The organism is Paenibacillus sp. MCAF9 (genome assembly GCF_052114265.1).
Lineage (GTDB): Bacteria > Bacillota > Bacilli > Paenibacillales > Paenibacillaceae > Pristimantibacillus.
This window is the reverse complement of sequence record NZ_JBFREL010000001.1, coordinates 333,734-352,782: the sequence shown is the minus strand read 5'-3', so window position 1 is coordinate 352,782 and position 19,049 is coordinate 333,734. Positions and strand designations below refer to the sequence as shown.

The following is a 19,049-nucleotide window of genomic DNA, read 5'->3' as shown; positions in this document are numbered from 1 at the left end:
TCCTTTGTGAAATGAAATGACTTACCCTTTTAATCCTGTAGTAGCTATTCCTTCGACAAAATGCTTTTGTGCAAAGAAAAAGATGATAACCGAAGGAAAGATCGACAGCAAGGACATGGCTAGCAATTGCCCCCACTGAATGTCGAATTGATCGATGAACATGCGCAGTGCCAGCCCAACAGTAAATTTGTCAACGGAGCTTAAATAAAGCACTTGTGCAAAAAAGTCGTCCCAGCTCCATATAAAGGTGAAGATAGCTACGGTAACAAGTGCGGGCTTCAGCAGTGGCAGGATCACTCTCCAAAAGATTCCGTAAACGCTTGCTCCGTCAATCGTTGCGGCCTCATCCAAATCTTTCGGAATACCACGAATAAATTGTACAAGCAAGAAAATGAAAAAGGCGCCGCCTCCGAAAAAATGCGGAAGCACGAGCGGTACGTAGCTGTCCACAAATCCTAGCTTATTGAACAAAATGTACTGCGGGACAACGGTTACCTGTCCTGGAAGCATCATGGTAAGCAGTAAAATGGAAAACCAGAAGCCGCGCAGCTTGAAGTGTAGCCTTCCGAAGCCATAAGCTACAATCGCAGCCGTGGCAACGCCGCCAATGACATTGCCCAGCTCCATAAGCAGTGTGTTGCCAAAAAAATGAGCAAATGTATATTCCGATGAGAAGTGCCAGCCATCCCAATAATTGCTCCACATGGGTGTCTTCGGCCAGATCGTCGGCAAGCTTAGCTCCTCTGTCTTTTTTAAAGAGGCTCCTGCCCACCAGATGATGGGATACAGCATCAGAACAGAGAACAGGGATAGGTACAAATGGCTCGTCAGCTTCGAACGCAGCGAATTCATTTGGTTTTCCCCCCATCTGATTCGTAGAACACCCAATATTTCGAGGCTGCGAAGTTAATTAGCGTGAGAAGCGCTACAATAGTGAGCAATATCCAAGCAAGTGCAGATGCATAGCCCATCTGATAATGCTTGAACGCTTTCTCGTACAGGAACATGGCGTACATATAGGTTGAATTAATAGGGCCGCCTTTTGTGATAATGAACGCTGAGGTAAACGTTTGAAACGATCCGATAATGCCCAGCACGAGATTAAAGAACATAACCGGCGAGAGCATCGGCAGCGTAATGCTTATAAACTTCCTTACCTTGCCGGCTCCGTCTACAGAGGCTGATTCATAAAGCTCTTGCGGCACTTGCTTAAGCCCAGCTAGAAAAATAACCATGGTTGATCCGAATTGCCACGTATTGAGTAAAATCAATGTGCCAAGCGAGGTATCCGGATTGGATATCCAGCCTACCCCCTCAATCCCAAACCAAGCGAGCACCTGATTGATATAACCGTCTATCCCGAACATATTGCGCCAAAGCGCTGCTACCGCAATGCTTCCTCCAATTAAGGATGGAAAATAAATTGCCGTCCGATAAATATTCATGCCTCGAATGTTTTTATTGAGTGCCAATGCGACCATAAGGGAGAAAAACAGCTTTAATGGTACGGAGAATAATACAAACATAAACGTCACGCTTAGCGATTTCGTGAAAGTGGAATCACCAATAAATATTTTGGTGTAGTTGTCCGTGCCGGTCCATATTGGGTCCTCCAGTAAAGAATATTCGGTAAAGGACAAATAAAACGATTGTGCAATGGGCCAAAGCGTCAACAGCAAAAAACCGATTAGCCAAGGGGATATAAATATGTATCCGGCTAAATGAGCAGCTCCTTGTTGTTTGCGTTTTGTTTTTATCTGCTTTTGTTTGGGTAAAACAGTTTCTGTCTTCACTCTAATCATCTCGTCCCCTTTCCTAGATAATGTTCCTTTACTTTATACGAAAGCGGTTACATGAATGAAGGTGAAGAAATTATGAAATCGTTTGATTTTATATAGTGTGAAAAATTCATAGATTGCCTCATAAATACCTTAAGAAAGTCGCATCGACAAATATGTGAATGTCCCTAACAATAGACTTAGAAAGCAAATAACAGCAGCCTTCAAACACACTATTGCGAAAGAGGTGCTCAGATGAAATTTGACAATCCGGAAGATATGATCCAGCTTACGCCGCTTTGGGAGGGCGAACGCTTTCCGAATGGACGTCCTAAAGTATCCGAAGATGTTCTAAGGCGCATGCGCAAAATCACTTTGGAGGAGGCTTGGGGCCCTCTCTGGAACCGAGGTTATGCCTTTCAGTTCGAAGGTGATTTCAAAATTATCCACCCGAATAAAATAATGGTTGGACGCGCTGTTACAGCTGTAATGGTGCCTAAGCGACCTGATCTGCATGAAACGCTGCTTAACTATGGACATGAGCAAGAAAATCGAAAAGGCTTTTTCAACCAATGGGTTATTGATTCGCTAGTGGAAGATGATGTCGCGGTAGTGGATATGTTTGATAAAGTTCATCTTGGCACTTATGTAGGCGGGAATTTATCTACAGCTATTTCCACACGCACGAAGCGCGGCGGTGCTGTCATTTGGGGCGGCATTCGCGATAATCAGCAAATCGTAGAAATCGATAATATCAATGTCTACTATCGCGGCAGCGATCCTACTGCGATTGCGGACGTTACAATGGTAGGCATGAACGTTCCAACACGCATTGGCAAAGCTACATGTATGCCTGGTGATGTAGTACTCGGCACTCCTTCTGGCGTTATTTTCATTCCGCCTCATTTAGCTGAGCTGACGGTCGTACAAGCGGAAAAATCCCAAGTACGTGATGTGTTTGGTTTCGTTAGACTGCGTGACAGCGTATACTCGACAGCACAAATTGATGCCGGATGGGACGTTGCGCTTTGGACAGATTTCTTGAACTGGTTCGAAAATGATGCCGCAGCCGAGGAATATCGTCATCTAAACTGGGATGCTGAGCTTGAGGAAGCACAAATGAGGGATCGAAACGGACCGCAAAGCGATGTTCGGCTCTAGGCAATACGTTCGAAACTAGCAATTGTGGTTTAAATATGAGAAAAAGGACTCTAGCTGGATCACGCCGCCGCTAGAGTCCTTTTTCTATGAGATGCTTTTATTTACCAATCGTTTCCCGGTATTCACTAGGCGAGAGCCCGACCTTTTTCTTAAAGATTTGACTGAAATACCGCGGGTCTTGGTAGCCGACCTTCTCTGCTACTTCATAATTTTTGTAATGGGTGCTCTTTAGCATATCCTTCGCTTTATCCATCCGAATGTCCGTCAAATGCTCGATGAATGTTTTTCCTGTATTCATTTTGAAAAGCAGGCTTAAGTAGGTTGGCGTCATATACACTTTCTGTGCCACACTTTGCAAGGATACATATTGGCATTCCTGCTCCATATGATGAATCGTTTTTTTGATAATGCTGCGATGGCTCTCCTTCTGGTTGTACGAGAACACTTCTTTCAGTCCAATTAAAAAATGAATGACATACTGTTTAATTTCATCCAAAGTCGCAAGCTTCACGATCGACATCACGTCAAACCGCTCATACATGCTAACATGCTCTGTCTCTGATAATACACGTTTTTCTATTCCGACGAGAAGCCTAACGGTCACATCATATACGCTCTGTGTATCAATCGGTCCATCATGAAGCAGCTCAGCATAAAAAAGGTGAACACTATCTTCAATCTCTGCGGTTGTCTCTGCGGCTTTATAAACGTCAAAAAGCTGCTTCTCCTTATCTGACGGGTATTGCTGCAGCGATTCCGAGCGTCCCAGCTCGCTGAAATAATTAATTTTGCCCGTGCCACTATAAAACTTATACTGCAGCGCTCGAGCAGCCTGCCGATAGGAATGAACAATATCATATAATTGACTGCATGGTTTGCCAACCCCGACATTAAAGGAATGAAGAAAATGCTCTTTAAGCATAGTCTGCATCTTCTCGATAGATTCCTTCGATACCCATGAGAAGAGCATGCCAATTCTGCCCTCCTCATCCACAAATACGACGCTGCCCTCGGTCATTTTTTTTTGCATGTAATCCCGAATTTGCTCCAAATAAATGATTTTTTCATGCTCATCTTCAAATGGGATCGTCGGTTCTACCAAAGCCATAACTGGAAAAGTGTAATAGGGATTAAGCTGAAGCCTGGATAAGCTTTCTTTTAAATCCGACTTCATTGCACGGGCATTAGACACCAGGTTTCGCAAGAAACGCTCCCTCATCCACGTAAGAATGACATCTTCTTTAAATAATAACCCCTCGCTTAACATTCTCCATTTCCCCCTCTTGTAAGGTCGACTTGTGAAATGAATGACTTTAATTGAGATGAATCATTTTGTAAGAGTGCATATGCAAAGTAAAGGCTTCTTCTGCTAGTGCAGCGTCGCCAGTGCGCAGAACGTCTACGAGCCGAAGATGCCAATCCGCCAGCTCTTCTGTGGAGTAATGACGATTGGAAATAGCCATGAACCGCATGACTTTGATTCGCATCCGATTCCAAAGATCAAGAATCATATGGTTATCGCAGCGCCTATAAAAAAAGCCATGAAACTCCATATCAAGCTCTAATATGTTCAAAATATCGTTTTGCTCATGAGCAAGATCCATTTGACGAATAAGATCTTCTAAATAGTTAAAATCATTTTCGTTTAGCTGCTTCATAGATTGCCGTACCGCAAAACCTTCTATGATCTCTCTCAGCTCGAAAATATCTTTTATTTCCTTGTCGGTTATGTATGAAACAATTGAGCCTTTGTTGGGGATGCTCGTACTAAATCCTGCTGATTTCAGTCGTTCCAGCGCTTCACGAACCGGTGCTTGGCTGATGTTGAATTTCTTTGCTATCTCAAGAACTAGCAGCCTAGCTCCCGGCTGCAGCTCACCTGCTAAAATTTCCTTCTTTAATGCTGTGTAAACCTGATCGCTAATGGAGCTAACCGAAGGAATTGACATGTTCTCAAACATAACATTCACTTCTCCGTTTCCGATTATCGATTATCGATAATCTGCTTTGTAACAAGATTATAGAACTTATTCCCATCTATGACAACCGATTATTTTGTCGAAAACTGACAAATATACTGCAGTTTGGTTGTGAATAAGCATCCGATCAAAACGAATGGTTCATTAGATTAGAATAACTTATAAAATATTTTAAGACTTTATCTAGTCATGCAAATTCCTAGAGCATATAATAGAGATTGATTAATATCCGATATAATTACTTGGACAAATGGAGATTCAAATATGAATGTAAAAGTACCTACAATAAAAAAACAAGTTTTTGATCTCATCATTCGCGATGGACTCGTTTCCAAAGCTGCTTTAATGGCGCGACTAACGATAACATCCACCAGCTTGTCGCGATTGCTGGAGGAACTGCTAACGGATGGTCTAATTCTTGCTTCAGAGCTGGGACGATCTACAGGCGGGCGAAAGCCTATATTGTATCGCGTCAATCCAGATCATCGTGCTGTGTTTGGGCTAGAAATATCCCGCTTCTCCTCCTCTATCGGTTTATATGATTTGAATTTAAAACCGCTCGCGTTTGAACGATGGAAGATGGATGAAAGAATGACGCCAGAAACGCTTGTGGGCAAAATCACTCAAATTGCTGAGCGTATGATGAGTGACTTTCACATTGATCGCAACAAAGTGATTGGGATTGGGATTGGCGCAGTTGGCCCTTTGAGCCGTGAAGATGGCGTCATGCTAAAACCCCGTTATTTTCCTGCGCGAGGCTGGATTGATGTTCCCATCTGTGACTGGTTGGAACAGCGGCTTGGCATGCCTGCCCTGCTCGATAATGGAGCGAACACAGCTATTATTGGCGAACATTGGGCACTGCGCAATGAAGAGGTTGAACACATGCTTTATGTTCATGCGGGAGTTGGTCTGCGAACCTCTATGATGTCAGGTGGACAAATCGTTAGAGGCGCAGTAGATATGGAAGGCTCGTTCGGTCAAATGATCATTCAGACCGATGGTCCAAGGCTAGGCGACGAAGGAAATTATGGCGCGCTTGAAGCGCTTGTTTCCATTCCCGCGTTGGAGAAGAAAATACGCTCACAACTGAAGCTTGGCCGATCAAGCACGTTAATGGGTATTCCGCCAGAGGAAGTTCAATTTGACGCTTTGCGGAAAGCGTATTTGCAAAAAGATGCATTCATTACGGAGCAATTTCTACAAACGGCTACCTATCTCGGCATTGGTATCGCCAATCTCATTAATATTTTGCATCCCGAGGCTGTCATTTTAGGCGGCCCGCTCGTCAATGTCGATAAAACGATTTATGAAACGGTCATTCAAGTTGCGCGGAGCAACATTTATTATTCACCGCAATATGAACCGAAATTTTCGCAAGGACAGCTGACTGAGGATGCCGTTACCGCAGGGGCAGCCATTATGCTGCTGCAGGATTGGGAACTTAATTAGAAACAAAAAACGATGCTGGCTTTGGCCTGCATCGTTCTTGTTTCTAGGCTATGGCGGGAGAACTAACATCGTACAAATGAAAATTTGAGGTGGGGATTTCTTTGCATCCAATAACCATATTTGAAATTGCAGCTTCGTTTGGGTTTGTCATGATTATGTTTGTTATTGCATTACTTTTACCTCAGAAGGTTAGAAAACTGAGTTTATGTATGTCTTGTTCATTAACTGTACTTTTGTTATTACTTTTTGTTATTCGTCCCTACTGGATTGATTATCAAGTTACAAATAAAACAAAACAGTTAAATTTATATTTGGAGGAACGGTACCCTAATCAAGAATGGGAAATTAGTCGACAAGTAGGTAGACAATATAACCCTTATCACTTAAACGTTAATTTTATAAACGAAAAGGGTTGGACTTATACCTATTCAGTAGTTAATGAAAAAAACATTTTCCAAAGCTCTTGGATGCCGCCAGAAGGAAAGTTTCCCGATGCAGGGAAACATTACGAATGAATGATTGATCCAACATTATATGATAACAGCTTTTTTAAAGTAGTTGCAGCAGCTCGTTTAAATGATGAATTTCATACGTTGGAATAATGCTTGTACGATTTGGCTTTCGCTTCGGATTATACCAGCATGTATCGATGCCATAATTGAGGCCGCCCTGGATATCAGATGTCAATGAATCACCGACCATAAGCACATTTGACTTATTGATCAGATTCAGCTTCTCGAATGCAAAATCAAAAATTCCGGTTTGCGGCTTTGAAAAACCAGTGTCCTCAGATACGATAATATGCTCGAACGAATGAGCTAAAGCAGACCTGCCAATTCGACTATGCTGTGTCTGTTTAATCCCATTTGTGATGATTGCAATGCGATGCCCATTATGAAGAACCTGCTGAATAAGAACATCCGAGCCCTCGATTAAGAAAGAGCCCTCTCCCAAGTAATGAACGTAACGCTCGCTAAAATGCACAGCATCAAGCTCGACTTTAACTTCTGCAAACAGTTTTCTAAATCGCTCATGCCGCAAAAAATCAAGAGTAATCTCACCCTTTTCAAAATCATTCCATAGCTGCTGATTAACTGAGCGATAGAGTTCAATATGTGATTGTAAAAGGTCAACTTGAAACTCCAAGAAAACACTTTTAAGCGCGTGCGCCTCTGCTAAAGAATAATCAAATAAGGTATCGTCCGCATCAAACAAAATAACTTCGTATTTCACTAGAAAATCCTCCTGTTAACCTTTTAAGCATGAATGGATCATAACTTTCCTTCAAGCTAAATTCTTTGTATGTTTCCATTAAAGCTGAATTTGAAATTGCATCAATTGCGTCGTCTTAATATCGTAGGGTCATATATTTCAACGAATCCGCATTGCATGCAAGAAACAAATAAATAATGTTGATATTGAATGTTTAGAAGCTTGCTTAATCCCGCACCTGTCATAGCCAATTCATTAATATCGCATTCATTATGATTACATTTTGTGCATTTGAATGAATTCGCAATGCTGTTGTTTATATCATACTCATCCAGTTCGAGATCTGATTCTTCAAGCTCATTCTCTTGCTCATCAACAAAGGGATCTAAATGCTCATCAAGAACCTCTTGTTTACATTCAGGACAACAATTATGCTCGAGTATAACGCTGCTGCCGCACCAAGGACATTCAATCATGGCGTTGCTCCTTCCTATCAATTACGTTCTCAAAACGTAAGCTTAAGGGAACGATCCTTATTTTCTCAACATGTAAACATATTCGTTGCTGCGCTGTCTTTTCCTCTCCTTTCATACTAGAGTAAAGGGCTGAATTTTCCAGCCCCTCCTCATCAAACCGTACGTGAGGTTTTCCCTCATACGGCTTTCCGATGTTCGTCATTCATCGGCATGCAGATTACAAAAGCGTTTTTAATCCGTGAAGTTTGGTCATGTGTTTTACTTCTTGAAAGGAACTCTTCCATCTCGCTCGCTGTCGTTTCTTCGCATACCATCTCATGAACCGTTGCAAAATGTACCAATCCAATTTCGCCAATTTCCGCTGGCTGTAGGCAGTATAATAATAATTCCGCCAGCCTTGGATTTTCGGGTTCAACCATGCAACGTGTTCTTCGACTGACTTTTGTCGCATCACTGGCGGGGCAAGTCTTTCTTTGACCACTTCCCGTATACGTTCTTCCGCCTTTCGGGTTAGCCACTGTTGGGTTGTGTAATAGACTCGTCCTTGCGACGTTTCCGCTTTCGTCCTCCTGTGGTGCATGCCTAGAAAGTCGAAACCTTCCTCACCTGTCCACAATCCTACGATTCGCGTTTTCTCAGGATGCAAGGTGAGCTCAAGCCGTTCCATAATCGCTTGGATCAGTGCATAAGCTCGGTCTGCATCTTTCTTCGTCTTGCAAACGACCACCAGATCGTCTGCATACCGCGTCAATTCTCCCATACTCTTACCGTGGCGTTCCCACAACAGATCGAAGTAATTCAGATAGATATTCGCGAATAGCGGCGAAATGACTCCGCCCTGTGGCGTGCCTAAATCGGAGCGCCTTACTTGTCCTTCTTCCATAACCCCCGCACGTAGCCACTTTCGAACCAGCTTCAGTATCCTCCGATCACTGATTCGCATCGCGACCAGTTTCATCAGTTTCTCTTGATTAATGGCATCAAAGTAGCCTTGGATATCGACGTCGATCACCCAATTCCCTTTGCGGTTGCAGGATTTCCGAATGCGTTCTAGCGCTTGTTTGGCACTGCGCTTTGGACGAAAGCCGAATGAGGCTTCCTGAAAATCCATTTCAAAGATCGGTTCCATGACCAGTTTCGTTGCCATTTGGATGACACGGTCGCGTACCGTTGGGATACCTAATGGTCTTTGCTTGCCATCTTTCTTCGGAATGTACTGTCTTCTGACTGGCGCTGGATGATACGCGCCTTCTTTCAGTAAGTGATGACACTCTTCGATGAAATTGTAATCTCCTTGCTTTTCAATCTCAGCAAGGGTTTGGCCGTCAACGCCTGCCGCGCCTTTATTCGCACGTACTCGGCGCCATGCTTCCCAGAGCATATCTCTTCGGTACACCTTATCATACAAAGCATGAAATCTGCGCTTCTTGTTTTCCTTGGCCGCATGACCTAGTTTCTCTTGGAGTTGTTGAACGTTTTCCTTTGGTGTTGTTAGCCTCTCGGCATTCACTGACTCATACCTCCTTAAGAAACATGAACAAAGCAGGGCTCCTTCCCTCCCGCAGGTTGTGTTGTCCTGCATTCCTCGGTACTATGAGCCCCTCGGACTCCCTTCCTGCAGACCGCTCACTTCACCCCTTGGCTTATAGAGTGTCTCTTTACGGGCTTCAAAAAAAAAAATTCCGTGCAGGGGAGGGTCTCCCCAGTTCACTGCATCCTCTTTCCTACCATGCCGCTCCCTTTACGCCGGAGGATTCTTCGCTATTGTTCCAAGTTCTCCATAGCTTCCTTGGCCTTCGTCCATATTCGCAGGACTCGGCTTCCTCTTTCCCCTCTTGCGAGGCCTTTTTGACGACGCGGCAGGATTCACTTTATGTTACGGCCTGGCAGGTTGCTTGCCCTGTCTCTGACAGGTACTTTTGTCGATACGCTTCTACGCACAGATTTCGCCATACGCAGGTATCCTAGCTACGAAGGTGGCTTGGCCCCTCCTTCGGTTGGACTTTCACCAACTAGACGATGCGTACCTCTGGGCACGCCGAACACAAAAAAAAAGACAAAACACCACTTTCGATGTTTTGCCTTCTAACGTTACGAATCTTTGGATCGGTTAGCCATATCGATGATCATTACGATAAGCACGAGTAGTTGAATGAGCAGTTCGTTACTCATTGCAATCCCTCCCAGCTGCATGTAATGCTCCTTCGCTGCGGCTTCTCCTCTCGTTCATTTGCTTAACGAACATCTCCCATTACCATATCTATGGTCGAAACTTAAATTTTATGACGGATATTCGTACGGCGAGTGCTGCCATAACGATAGATGCAAGACATACAGCGACAAAATGAATAAGGCTATTTGTGATGAATAAAGCTTCCAGCTTCACGAACTCAGCTGCTCCTCGAACGAGTACGATAGCGATAGGATGCAATATATAAATCCATACTCGCCACTCCCTAAATGCTTTTCCAGACCGGCCTTTCCAGGATAACGCCCAGTGGAACAAGAAGTAGGTTGCTGGCCAAGCAAATACGTACATACTGTCGTGCCGCGGAAATTGTAGAGCTTTCAGAAAGGAAGCTTCGGCTATCATTAGTGCTAACGAAATCAGAAACAAACACGCGTAGTTTATTGGCGTTCTAGCAGGCTGTGGACGTTTTGCTGCCCATATGCCTAATATGAGATAAATCGGTGCATAGAATATACCATTGCGTGTGTAATCAAAAAATTGAAACAGCCATTCATAGAAATGTTTTAGAACAGCTATGTTTTCCGTAATTCCATAATAACTATCTCCGAAGAGTCCTACTATATAGAGCAACAAACCAACAACGAGCAGCATGGAAAGCGACATTTTCTGATGCAAATAATACGTAAGAACAAGTCCAATAATTAGCGCAGGCAGATACCATAGATGATAAAACGTACCATCAAAAACAATATCTCTTATAAAGGAACCAAAGGTTAAATGAGTAGAGAAATCACCTTTGTACATATTCAAAGGAATGTACAACAAGATAGCAATCAAATATAAGATTCCGATTTTCTTTAAATACAAGATCAGCGCTTTTTGATCTTTAACTTTATCTCCTGTCAGCTTTCGGAAGAAAAAGAAGCCCGTTGACATAAAAAATATAGGCACCGCTAATCGCGAGATGATTCCGCTGAAGAGAAAGTCAAAATATTCGTTATACGAGAGCAATGGACTGGTGTGATTGGCAATAACGAATAGGGCCGCTATAAATTTAAGCCAGTCGAGCCCGCTATAATTGGGTTTAGAGACCATGTGATTTTTGCCCTTTTCCAGTAAAAGCCGTAACGATAAAACCATCCCTATTATTTCCTGAAATTCGATATAGATCACCATTTAGGATGGGAACAGTCGTGGAAGGTCCATCCTCTGCCGGCACATAATAAATCTGCACGAGCATGCTATCCGTTTCTACGGTGAGATAATTCCCGCCATAAGTAAATTTTCGGACAAAATCGATGTACTCCTCCAAGCAAAAATCATGCTGCTCCATAATTTCGGCATGAGGATAACCGACATAACGAAAATGCCATGGCTCACAAGAGATGTTTGTAATAGCCTCTTTTCCTGCTTTGTACCGCTGAATAAAGCCATTTTTTGCAGCAAGCAATTTGAATGCCATATAGATGCCGCTATCTGGGAAAGATGGCGCAATAAAGTCGACATGCTCATCTATTTTCCCAACATCGATAGCAAGTCCCGTTTGGTGCTCGCTATGACCTGGCAAAGCCACATAACAAGCGGTATACTCGTCACCATTTTCCACTAGAGAGGTTTCATAGATCTGCTCCTGCTCCTCTCTCGAGCGATAAGCGCTAACTGCAATAATATCATTCATGGCTTGAGATTCATTTATAAGTATATTGAAATGCTGCAAGCATGTTTTCTCTAGTAACAAATCTTCCTCCAGCAATCTTATGTCAGGATTAGTATGAAGCGGGATCAGCTTGTCTAGTGAAATGGATTGTTTTATAGGGTTGGCTTGATTAACCAGTACCAGATGACCTTCATACATTTCTGCACGACTAACTTGAACAGCTGTATGCTTTACATAACCGCTTTCTTGAATGGTTTCAATTTGGTTTTGTTGCCCCAATTCGTCCAAACCTCCTCTACGTCCTTGTATTTCCTTGTTACTCTAGCTGTTAGCGACGTTGATATTTCCTGTGCTACGCTCCCAATATGGGCGGCTAGCTCTGCAAATGTGATCTCTTCTGCTCCCTGTCGTCCGATTAAAGTTACCTGTGTTCCTTCCGCACAAGGTCCTGGCAGCTTTACCATGAGCTGATCCATACATATTTTGCCGACGACTTTTGCCCGTTGTCCATTGACCAGCACCTCGGAATTTTGCATGCTTTGTGACCAGCCATCTGCATACCCAATCGGAACTGTGCCAATCCATTGCTCTTCTTCTGCCTGATAGGAATTGTCGTATCCTAGGTACTCATCTTTGCGCAGCTTCTTTACTTGTATGAGCTTGCTGTGCAAGCTCAAAACAGGCTTGAGCTTCACAGATTGCACAAGCTTTTCCGGATAAAAGCCGTACATCGCTGCCCCTATGCGTACCATATCCATTGCAAGATTAGGAAATCGGAGTGCTGCTGCGCTTCCCGCACAATGATAAAGACGAATACGGAGACCGGACTTTTTGCTCCATTCTATCATCTCCATAAAGCGGCTTGTTTGCAGTTCAAGAAATGTCGTATCTGCTTTGCCTGCAGTCGCAAAATGAGTGTAAAATCCATCCACTTCAATATCTGGCGCTTTTAGCCATGGCACAAGCTTGTCCCACTCTTCTTTTGACTGAATACCAATTCTCCCGAGCCCCGTATCCACTTTCACATGGATAAGAAGCTTCTTGGCAGATGCTGTTGGTTTGTATTTTCTCATTTGCTTAAACCATGTGGCATTTGTAACGGTTAACATCAAATCATTCTCGATGGCTAGGTGTACATATTCAGCGTCTATTGGTGTCAAAATAAGGATAGGCAGCTTCATGCCATAGGATCTAAGGCGGAGCGCTTCCTCTAAATAAGCAACAGCCAGAACATCAGCGCCTGCTTGTTCAGCCATATGCGCAGATTCAAGATCGCCATGTCCGTAGCCATTTGCTTTCACAACAGCCATCAGCTTGACATGGTTTGGCAGCGTTTCGCGAATCTGTATTAGATTGTCTTGAATATGATTCAAATGAATGTCTGCCCAAGTATCTCTAAGCATATCGGTCACCTCGTGTACTGAATCGATTGTTTTTCAGCATGACGCATGATAGCATAATCAATTAATTTCTCGACAAGCTCCGAATATCGAGTTCCATTCGTCCGCTCCCACATGACCGGATACATGCTGTAATTCGTAAAGCCAGGCAGTGCATTGATTTCATTCAAATACAACTGTCCCTTGCCATCTAAGAAAAAGTCTACCCGTGCAAGACCCGAGCAGTTATGAGTATGGTATGCTTTGATGGCTAGCTGCCTAATTTGCGACGTGATTTCTTCGGATAGATGCGCTGGAATCGACATCTTTAGCTGCTTATCCAAGTATTTGGACTCGAAATCGAAGAAGACATGGTCATGGATGAATTCGCCTGGCAGTGAGGCAAGCGGCTTCTCATTACCCATAACAGCCACTTGAATCTCTCTGCCTATTACTTCACGCTCAAGCACAATTTTGTTGTCATACTTAAATGCTTCGGTAATGCCAGCAACCAGCTCTTGTTTGTCGTGGCATCTGCTGATGCCGATGCTTGATCCAAGTGAGGCTGGCTTCACATAACAAGGATAACCAATGGTCTCCTCTGCCATATGAAGTACCTTTGAATGATCTTCGAGCCATTGATCATATCGATAAACACGGTACTCGACCTGATGAATGCCTGCTTGCTCTAATAGCTGCTTTGAGATGGCTTTGTCCAGTGTAAGCGCTGAGGATAATACACCATTCCCAACATAAGGAACATTAAGCAATTCCAACAGCCCTTGTACGGTTCCATCCTCTCCATATGAGCCATGCAGCAGCGGCAAGACAACTTTTTTTCCTGGCAATGCGAATTGACTCATTAAAACCTGTCCGATGGACTCGGCTTCACTCCTATGCTTTGGCAAAGCTATAAGATCGGTTAATTGAAGTCCTTCTTGATTTAACTTGTCAGGCGTACACCATAGTCCTTCTCGCGTAATGTAAATGGGGAATACTTCAAATTTAGAATCATCTATGGATTGAATAACGGTGTATGCTGTTTTTAATGAAACCTCATGCTCGACGGATTTGCCGCCGTATAGGACATATAGTTTTGTTTGCATAAAAAAAAACCTCCCAAAATCGACTTGTTATCTATTACTAAAGATAACAATCAATCGTTAAGAGGCTTGTAAGTAAAGTTTAATTAAAGCTTAAGATTCCATAAATTGTTTATAAGGTTTATTTGCCCGCTGGATCAATTGCGCTAGCAAGCTCCTGCAAATCTCGCCCTTGCAGTAGGTTTGATTTCCTTCGTTTATTTCCACAAAACACGTATCATTTCCTGCTTCTGGGGTTATTTACAGCGTTTAAAACAAAGAAAAACCCAGGCGTATGCGCCTGGGCTGGGTATTACCATGGAATATCTCCAATATTGTGCATAATAGCTTCGATCTGGGCTAATTCCTCAGCTGTCAGTGGAGCACTCTCTAGTGCCTTTACATTCTCTTCAATCTGGCTTACGCGGCTGACACCGATCAAAGCAGATGTGACTCCACCTTCGCGCAGTGCCCAAGTCAGTGCCAATTGGGATAAGGTTTGTCCTCTTCTTGCCGCTAGCTGCTCTAGGCTGCGGAATTTTTGAACCCGCTCTGCCGTGATCGCTTCTGGTTTCATCGTGCTGGAAGCTGCACTCGATTCCGCTTCGATTTTATCGACATATTTATTCGTCAGCTGTCCTCTTCCAAGCGGGCAATAAGCGATCGAGCCTATGCCATTCTCAGAAAGTACATCCTGCAAACCATCTTCAATCCAACGGTTCAGCATGGAGTAATTCGGCTGATGAATCAGGCAAGGCGTCCCTAGCTGCTTCAAAATTTTCACAGCAGCGCTTGTCTGCTCCGCACTGTAGTTGGATAAACCAACATATAAAGCTTTGCCCTGTCTTACCGCATGGTCTAACGCGCCCATTGTTTCCTCAAGCGGCGTTTCTGGATCAGGACGATGGGAATAAAATATATCGACATAATCAAGTCCCATTCTCGTTAAGCTGCGATCCAAGCTGGAAAGCAAGTTTTTGCGTGAACCCCATTCGCCGTATGGACCTTCCCACATGTAATAGCCCGCTTTAGTTGAAATAAGAAGCTCATCGCGATAGGGAGCCAAATCCTTCTTATATACTGCTCCGAACGTTTCTTCGGCAGAACCGGCAGGCGGTCCATAGTTGTTTGCTAGGTCAAAATGATTAATGCCGAGATCGAACGCTTTTAAAAGCATTGCACGTGAGTTTTCAAGCGGTTGATTGCCGCCGAAATTTTGCCACAGACCAAGGGATATCGCAGGCAGCTTAATTCCACTTTTGCCTGCGCGTTTATACAACATATCGGAATAACGTGATGAATCAGCAGCATAAGGCATTTATCATATTCCCCTTTGTTTTTAGAATGATTTCGTTGTTTGAAACATGCTATAATGATTACTTGCAAACATCATTGCTTTTAAAGTATAGCTTAATTTTGCTGCAATACGGAATGTCCACATGCAAGTCATATATGTCATAATGTAATATATTGAATAGCTACAATTGAGGAAGTGACAACGAATGTGCGAGCATTATGATCTGGTCTATTATTATCATGGGAAGCAGTTCTGCGAAGCTGGCTATAGCTGGGGACCCGGCGTTAAGGATCATTACAAAATTTTATTTATTCATGAAGGCAAAGGCACCTATCAGATTAACGGAAAAACATATGCCTTAAAAAAAGGACAAGGCTTTATGGTATTTCCAAATACGATATGCCATATGAAGGCGGATCTTCAAGATCCGTGGGTCTATTCGTGGATTGCTTTTCAAGGAACATGTGTTGACGGTTTACTTGAACAGGTCCACTTAAGCAAAACGGCACCTTCATTCTCGTATGCTCCAGCAAATTGGTTTGAGCCTTGGTTAGAACAGTTTAATGATGCAGGGGAACTTGAGAAAAACAGCGGTCTTGTCGTTCATAGCCTGCTCTATCGCCTTATTTCGGATTGGATCGATATGCTAACTGCCCCTAATCAAATCGGTTATTTGCCTAAAGCAAAGGATGTTTATGTTCGCAAAGCGATCGATTATATCAAAATGAATTACTACACCAAAGTAAGCATTACTGAGCTGGCCAAACTCATTGGCATAGACCGCATATACTTATCCGCCCTATTTAAGGAAGTAGTAAATCAATCGCCGCAAACCTACTTATTGCATTATCGAATGGATAAAGCTTGTGATCTCATGAACAATCAACAGCTTTCGGTATCTGATATTTCCCACTCCGTCGGCTATAACGACCCTCTTCTCTTCTCGAAAATGTTCAAAAAAGTGAAAGGGATATCTCCCAGTCATTATCGCAAAGAAATTGTCTGATTCAAAAAAGAGAGCTTGCATGAGCAGGCTCTCTTCATCATTATTATTTAATGTGATAAATCTTTAACCATCTTAACATGTGGAATATTCTCTTCCATAAAGACGGTGGATGCTACCTCATAACCTTGCTTCTCATAAAAAGCTGCTGCTTGAACTTGTCCATGCAGCTTCGCTTTCTTAAGCCCCTTTTCACGTGCGATCAACTCAAGCTCGTCCATAATTGCTTTGCCGAGTTTATGCATGCGGTGTGAAGCCAAAACGCAAATCCGCTCTATTTTTGCCATATCATCGACGATCCGCACTCTGCCAGTTCCAACAGGTACATTCTCGTAATATACAAGAACATGATCAGCGATTGCATCGTATTCATCAAGCTCTACTTCCTCCGCAACACCTTGCTCTTTGACGAAGACTGTTTTTCGAATCAGGTACGCCTCTTCCAATTGCTCATCTGTCGTAATCCGTTTTGTTTCCATCTTTCTCTTTCCTTCCATAAAGAAATCTCTATAAAACTGCGACTATTCAGCCTCTATGTTTATTATAATGCTAATTTGCTAATTAGCCAAAACTTATCGGCATTTCAATCCAAAAAATATAATGACCGTTGTCATGAACAACGCCGATTTCTCCTCCATGCATCTCTACTATTTGTTTGGCAATGGTAAGTCCAAGACCTGTACCAGCTGGCATAGAGCTGCGAATATCATTTGACTCCCGCTTGAAAAAACGATTAAACAATTGCGCTTCCTCATGAGGATTAATCGGTACTCCTTCATTTTCAATGGTTAACCGAAATATATCGTTCGAGGCAGTTGCTTTTACCGTCATCACACTCGGTTTGATCGAATATTTGAGCGCATTGATTAAAAGATTGTCAATTGCTCTGACTATTTTCTGGGTATCTCTCTCCACGCATATCGGTCTTGCACAAAAGCTTTTCACCACAATGATTCCCTGCTCGGCAGCAACAGGCTCAAATTCAATAATAAGCTGCTCTACTAGTTTGTTGATATCGACGGATTGCCTAATGAAGTTGTGATCTCCGCCAGTCAGACGTGTATATTCAAACAAATCATCGATCAATTTCTTAAGCTGCTGCGTCTTATGGAAAGCATTGTCTATAAATCGCTCTTGTTCACTTGGATCTTGAGAGGCATGTGATTTCAATAAATCCAAATAGCCGATAATGCTGGTAAGCGGAGTCCGCAAATCATGCGAAATTATTGTTGGTCACTCCCTCGCTTCTTTTCCTCATGCTAACAAGAAATTGTGCGGATAATGCGAGGATAAATATGAATTTATTCTGAAGAGCATTCATTCTTTAACTTCAATATCCCACAAAAATGACCAACTAGAGGAGTAATATGCCAAAAGCGAAGCTTTTTTTCGGCTTGCTGCGTGCTATGCTAGCCTTAGGACTAAATAAAATTGTAAAGGCGGGTATATAGTGTCATATCTATCAATTAGCACATGGAGCTTACATCGCAATCTTGGACCTCTTCACTGGACGGTATGGGATACCGAAACGAATACTCATCAAACGCGTGTACAAGAACAACCGCAGCTTACGACTTTGCTAGACCTTCCAGCTGAAGCAGCTGCTAGAGGTTATCAAGCGCTTGAAGTTTGCCATTTTCATTTCCCTTCAACAGAACCAGCTTATCTTGAGCAGCTTCGCCTCTCTTTCGAAAATGCTGCGATTAAGTTTGATACCTTGCTGCTCGACTATGGCGACATAACAACAGTTGATGCGGCTAAAAGAACAGCAGATCTTAGTTTCATTCAGAATTGGATCGATATTGCTTCAAAAAGTGGAGCTAAACAAATTCGTGTCATTGCTGGTGAAGCTTCACCTAGTGATGATGCTGCCACTCAATTGTCCGCTTCCTCCTTGTCCGAGCTAGCTGAATATGCTGCTTCTAGAAATGTTCATGTTATAACTGAAAATTTCAAAGCGCTTACTTCGACATCGGAAAGCAGTCTTAAGCTGCTTGCGCATGCGGGTAAAACAGTAGGCTTTATAACCGACTTCGGCAACTATCATAGCGCGGACAAAATCAGTGAAATTGGCGATACGGCACCGCTAAGCGTCTCAGTTCATGTTAAGCCTACCTATGATGATGCCGGTGTCCCTGATAAGGACGAGCTAGTCTCCTATCTTACTGAGGTTGAACGAGTTGGGTTTAAGGGTGCTTATGTTCTCATATACGATGGCCCAGGAGATATGTGGGAAGGGCTTAACCGAGTTAAAGCAATTGTAGAGCCATTAATATTGACAGTCCGCTAGCCCCCTCCTATACTTATAGAGTGGAATAATGATAATCATTATCGAGTAAACCTACTCTATAAGTATATTTTGAGAAACCGAAATGGGGCACA

The 19,049-nt window shown here is 43.1% G+C and carries 19 protein-coding genes; 5 read left to right on the top strand and 14 right to left on the bottom strand.

Annotated features, from left to right (window positions below):
- Nucleotides 1-21 precede the first annotated feature (21 nt).
- Both AB4Z45_RS01635 and AB4Z45_RS01630 read right to left on the bottom strand, forming a co-directional pair.
- Nucleotides 22-852, bottom strand: a complete 831-nt coding sequence (locus AB4Z45_RS01635) for a carbohydrate ABC transporter permease (protein WP_441907598.1) — start codon at nt 850-852, stop codon at nt 22-24.
- The gene (locus AB4Z45_RS01630; RefSeq protein ID WP_441907597.1) at nt 849-1,802 is read right to left on the bottom strand and encodes a carbohydrate ABC transporter permease; all 954 of its coding nucleotides are present in this window, start codon (nt 1,800-1,802) and stop codon (nt 849-851) included. The genes AB4Z45_RS01635 and AB4Z45_RS01630 overlap by 4 nt, the downstream gene beginning before the upstream one ends.
- Before the next feature lie 231 nt (nt 1,803-2,033).
- Here AB4Z45_RS01630 and AB4Z45_RS01625 point away from each other — a divergent pair, with 231 nt between their 5' ends.
- Nucleotides 2,034-2,939, top strand: a complete 906-nt coding sequence (locus AB4Z45_RS01625) for an RraA family protein (RefSeq protein WP_441907596.1) — start codon at nt 2,034-2,036, stop codon at nt 2,937-2,939.
- Nucleotides 2,940-3,036: 97 nt separating this feature from the next.
- On the opposite strand, the gene AB4Z45_RS01620 is transcribed toward AB4Z45_RS01625, so the two are convergent.
- Nucleotides 3,037-4,206 carry a helix-turn-helix domain-containing protein gene (locus AB4Z45_RS01620; protein WP_441907595.1) on the bottom strand — a complete coding sequence of 390 codons (1,170 nt, stop codon included), beginning with the start codon at nt 4,204-4,206 and terminating at the stop codon, nt 3,037-3,039.
- 46 nt (nt 4,207-4,252) lie between these two features.
- On the bottom strand, nt 4,253-4,900 hold the full coding sequence (locus AB4Z45_RS01615; protein ID WP_076265904.1) for a GntR family transcriptional regulator: 648 nt from the start codon (nt 4,898-4,900) through the stop codon (nt 4,253-4,255).
- A 282-nt stretch (nt 4,901-5,182) separates the two neighbouring features.
- Between AB4Z45_RS01615 and AB4Z45_RS01610 the strand changes: the two genes are divergently transcribed.
- Both AB4Z45_RS01610 and AB4Z45_RS01605 read left to right on the top strand, forming a co-directional pair.
- On the top strand, nt 5,183-6,370 hold the full coding sequence (locus AB4Z45_RS01610; RefSeq protein WP_076265903.1) for an ROK family protein: 1,188 nt from the start codon (nt 5,183-5,185) through the stop codon (nt 6,368-6,370).
- 101 nt (nt 6,371-6,471) lie between these two features.
- On the top strand, nt 6,472-6,885 hold the full coding sequence (locus AB4Z45_RS01605; protein WP_441907594.1) for a hypothetical protein: 414 nt from the start codon (nt 6,472-6,474) through the stop codon (nt 6,883-6,885).
- A 34-nt stretch (nt 6,886-6,919) separates the two neighbouring features.
- Here the strand turns inward: AB4Z45_RS01605 and AB4Z45_RS01600 are convergent, their stop codons facing one another.
- From AB4Z45_RS01600 to AB4Z45_RS01565, 8 genes are all read right to left on the bottom strand, one after another.
- Nucleotides 6,920-7,603, bottom strand: a complete 684-nt coding sequence (locus AB4Z45_RS01600) for a YjjG family noncanonical pyrimidine nucleotidase (protein WP_441907593.1) — start codon at nt 7,601-7,603, stop codon at nt 6,920-6,922.
- A 101-nt stretch (nt 7,604-7,704) separates the two neighbouring features.
- Complete coding sequence (locus AB4Z45_RS01595) at nt 7,705-8,058, bottom strand: zinc ribbon domain-containing protein (protein ID WP_441907592.1); 354 nt, start codon at nt 8,056-8,058, stop codon at nt 7,705-7,707.
- Nucleotides 8,059-8,275: 217 nt separating this feature from the next.
- Nucleotides 8,276-9,568 carry a group II intron reverse transcriptase/maturase gene (ltrA, locus tag AB4Z45_RS01590; RefSeq protein ID WP_441907591.1) on the bottom strand — a complete coding sequence of 431 codons (1,293 nt, stop codon included), beginning with the start codon at nt 9,566-9,568 and terminating at the stop codon, nt 8,276-8,278.
- Nucleotides 9,569-10,318: 750 nt separating this feature from the next.
- Nucleotides 10,319-11,344 carry an acyltransferase family protein gene (locus tag AB4Z45_RS01585; protein WP_441907590.1) on the bottom strand — a complete coding sequence of 342 codons (1,026 nt, stop codon included), beginning with the start codon at nt 11,342-11,344 and terminating at the stop codon, nt 10,319-10,321.
- A complete protein-coding gene (locus AB4Z45_RS01580) occupies nt 11,334-12,185 on the bottom strand; it encodes a D-alanyl-D-alanine carboxypeptidase family protein (RefSeq protein ID WP_441907589.1) in 852 nt (283 codons plus the stop codon). Before AB4Z45_RS01580 ends, AB4Z45_RS01585 begins: the two co-directional genes overlap by 11 nt.
- Complete coding sequence (gene alr / locus AB4Z45_RS01575; protein WP_441907588.1) at nt 12,137-13,309, bottom strand: alanine racemase; 1,173 nt, start codon at nt 13,307-13,309, stop codon at nt 12,137-12,139. The genes AB4Z45_RS01580 and alr overlap by 49 nt, the downstream gene beginning before the upstream one ends.
- 5 nt (nt 13,310-13,314) lie before the next feature.
- Nucleotides 13,315-14,391 (bottom strand): D-alanine--D-alanine ligase family protein, encoded by a 1,077-nt coding sequence (locus AB4Z45_RS01570; RefSeq protein ID WP_441907587.1) that lies wholly within the window; start codon nt 14,389-14,391, stop codon nt 13,315-13,317.
- Between the two features lie 289 nt (nt 14,392-14,680).
- The gene (locus AB4Z45_RS01565; protein WP_441907586.1) at nt 14,681-15,685 is read right to left on the bottom strand and encodes an aldo/keto reductase; all 1,005 of its coding nucleotides are present in this window, start codon (nt 15,683-15,685) and stop codon (nt 14,681-14,683) included.
- A 184-nt stretch (nt 15,686-15,869) separates the two neighbouring features.
- Between AB4Z45_RS01565 and AB4Z45_RS01560 the strand changes: the two genes are divergently transcribed.
- Nucleotides 15,870-16,670: an AraC family transcriptional regulator gene (locus tag AB4Z45_RS01560; RefSeq protein ID WP_441907585.1), complete on the top strand. Its 801-nt coding sequence runs from the start codon at nt 15,870-15,872 to the stop codon at nt 16,668-16,670.
- Nucleotides 16,671-16,717: 47 nt separating this feature from the next.
- On the opposite strand, the gene AB4Z45_RS01555 is transcribed toward AB4Z45_RS01560, so the two are convergent.
- Nucleotides 16,718-17,146: a GNAT family N-acetyltransferase gene (locus AB4Z45_RS01555; protein ID WP_441907584.1), complete on the bottom strand. Its 429-nt coding sequence runs from the start codon at nt 17,144-17,146 to the stop codon at nt 16,718-16,720.
- An 82-nt stretch (nt 17,147-17,228) separates the two neighbouring features.
- Nucleotides 17,229-17,879, bottom strand: coding sequence for a sensor histidine kinase (locus tag AB4Z45_RS01550; protein ID WP_441907583.1), 651 nt, complete (start codon nt 17,877-17,879; stop codon nt 17,229-17,231).
- Nucleotides 17,880-18,117: 238 nt separating this feature from the next.
- On the opposite strand from AB4Z45_RS01550, the gene AB4Z45_RS01545 reads away from it, so the two are divergent.
- The gene (locus tag AB4Z45_RS01545) at nt 18,118-18,957 is read left to right on the top strand and encodes a sugar phosphate isomerase/epimerase family protein (RefSeq protein WP_441907582.1); all 840 of its coding nucleotides are present in this window, start codon (nt 18,118-18,120) and stop codon (nt 18,955-18,957) included.
- Nucleotides 18,958-19,049 lie beyond the last annotated feature (92 nt).

Coding starts and splice junctions, on each gene's coding strand:
- AB4Z45_RS01585 (WP_441907590.1), bottom strand. CDS start 11,344: ATGGTCTCTAAACCCAATTATAGCGGGCTCGACTGGCTTAAATTTATA.
- alr (WP_441907588.1), bottom strand. CDS start 13,309: ATGCTTAGAGATACTTGGGCAGACATTCATTTGAATCATATTCAAGAC.
- AB4Z45_RS01595 (WP_441907592.1), bottom strand. CDS start 8,058: ATGATTGAATGTCCTTGGTGCGGCAGCAGCGTTATACTCGAGCATAAT.
- AB4Z45_RS01610 (WP_076265903.1), top strand. CDS start 5,183: ATGAATGTAAAAGTACCTACAATAAAAAAACAAGTTTTTGATCTCATC.
- AB4Z45_RS01560 (WP_441907585.1), top strand. CDS start 15,870: ATGTGCGAGCATTATGATCTGGTCTATTATTATCATGGGAAGCAGTTC.
- AB4Z45_RS01565 (WP_441907586.1), bottom strand. CDS start 15,685: ATGCCTTATGCTGCTGATTCATCACGTTATTCCGATATGTTGTATAAA.
- AB4Z45_RS01635 (WP_441907598.1), bottom strand. CDS start 852: ATGAATTCGCTGCGTTCGAAGCTGACGAGCCATTTGTACCTATCCCTG.
- AB4Z45_RS01625 (WP_441907596.1), top strand. CDS start 2,034: ATGAAATTTGACAATCCGGAAGATATGATCCAGCTTACGCCGCTTTGG.
- AB4Z45_RS01555 (WP_441907584.1), bottom strand. CDS start 17,146: ATGGAAACAAAACGGATTACGACAGATGAGCAATTGGAAGAGGCGTAC.
- AB4Z45_RS01615 (WP_076265904.1), bottom strand. CDS start 4,900: ATGTTTGAGAACATGTCAATTCCTTCGGTTAGCTCCATTAGCGATCAG.
- AB4Z45_RS01620 (WP_441907595.1), bottom strand. CDS start 4,206: ATGTTAAGCGAGGGGTTATTATTTAAAGAAGATGTCATTCTTACGTGG.
- AB4Z45_RS01630 (WP_441907597.1), bottom strand. CDS start 1,802: ATGATTAGAGTGAAGACAGAAACTGTTTTACCCAAACAAAAGCAGATA.
- AB4Z45_RS01570 (WP_441907587.1), bottom strand. CDS start 14,391: ATGCAAACAAAACTATATGTCCTATACGGCGGCAAATCCGTCGAGCAT.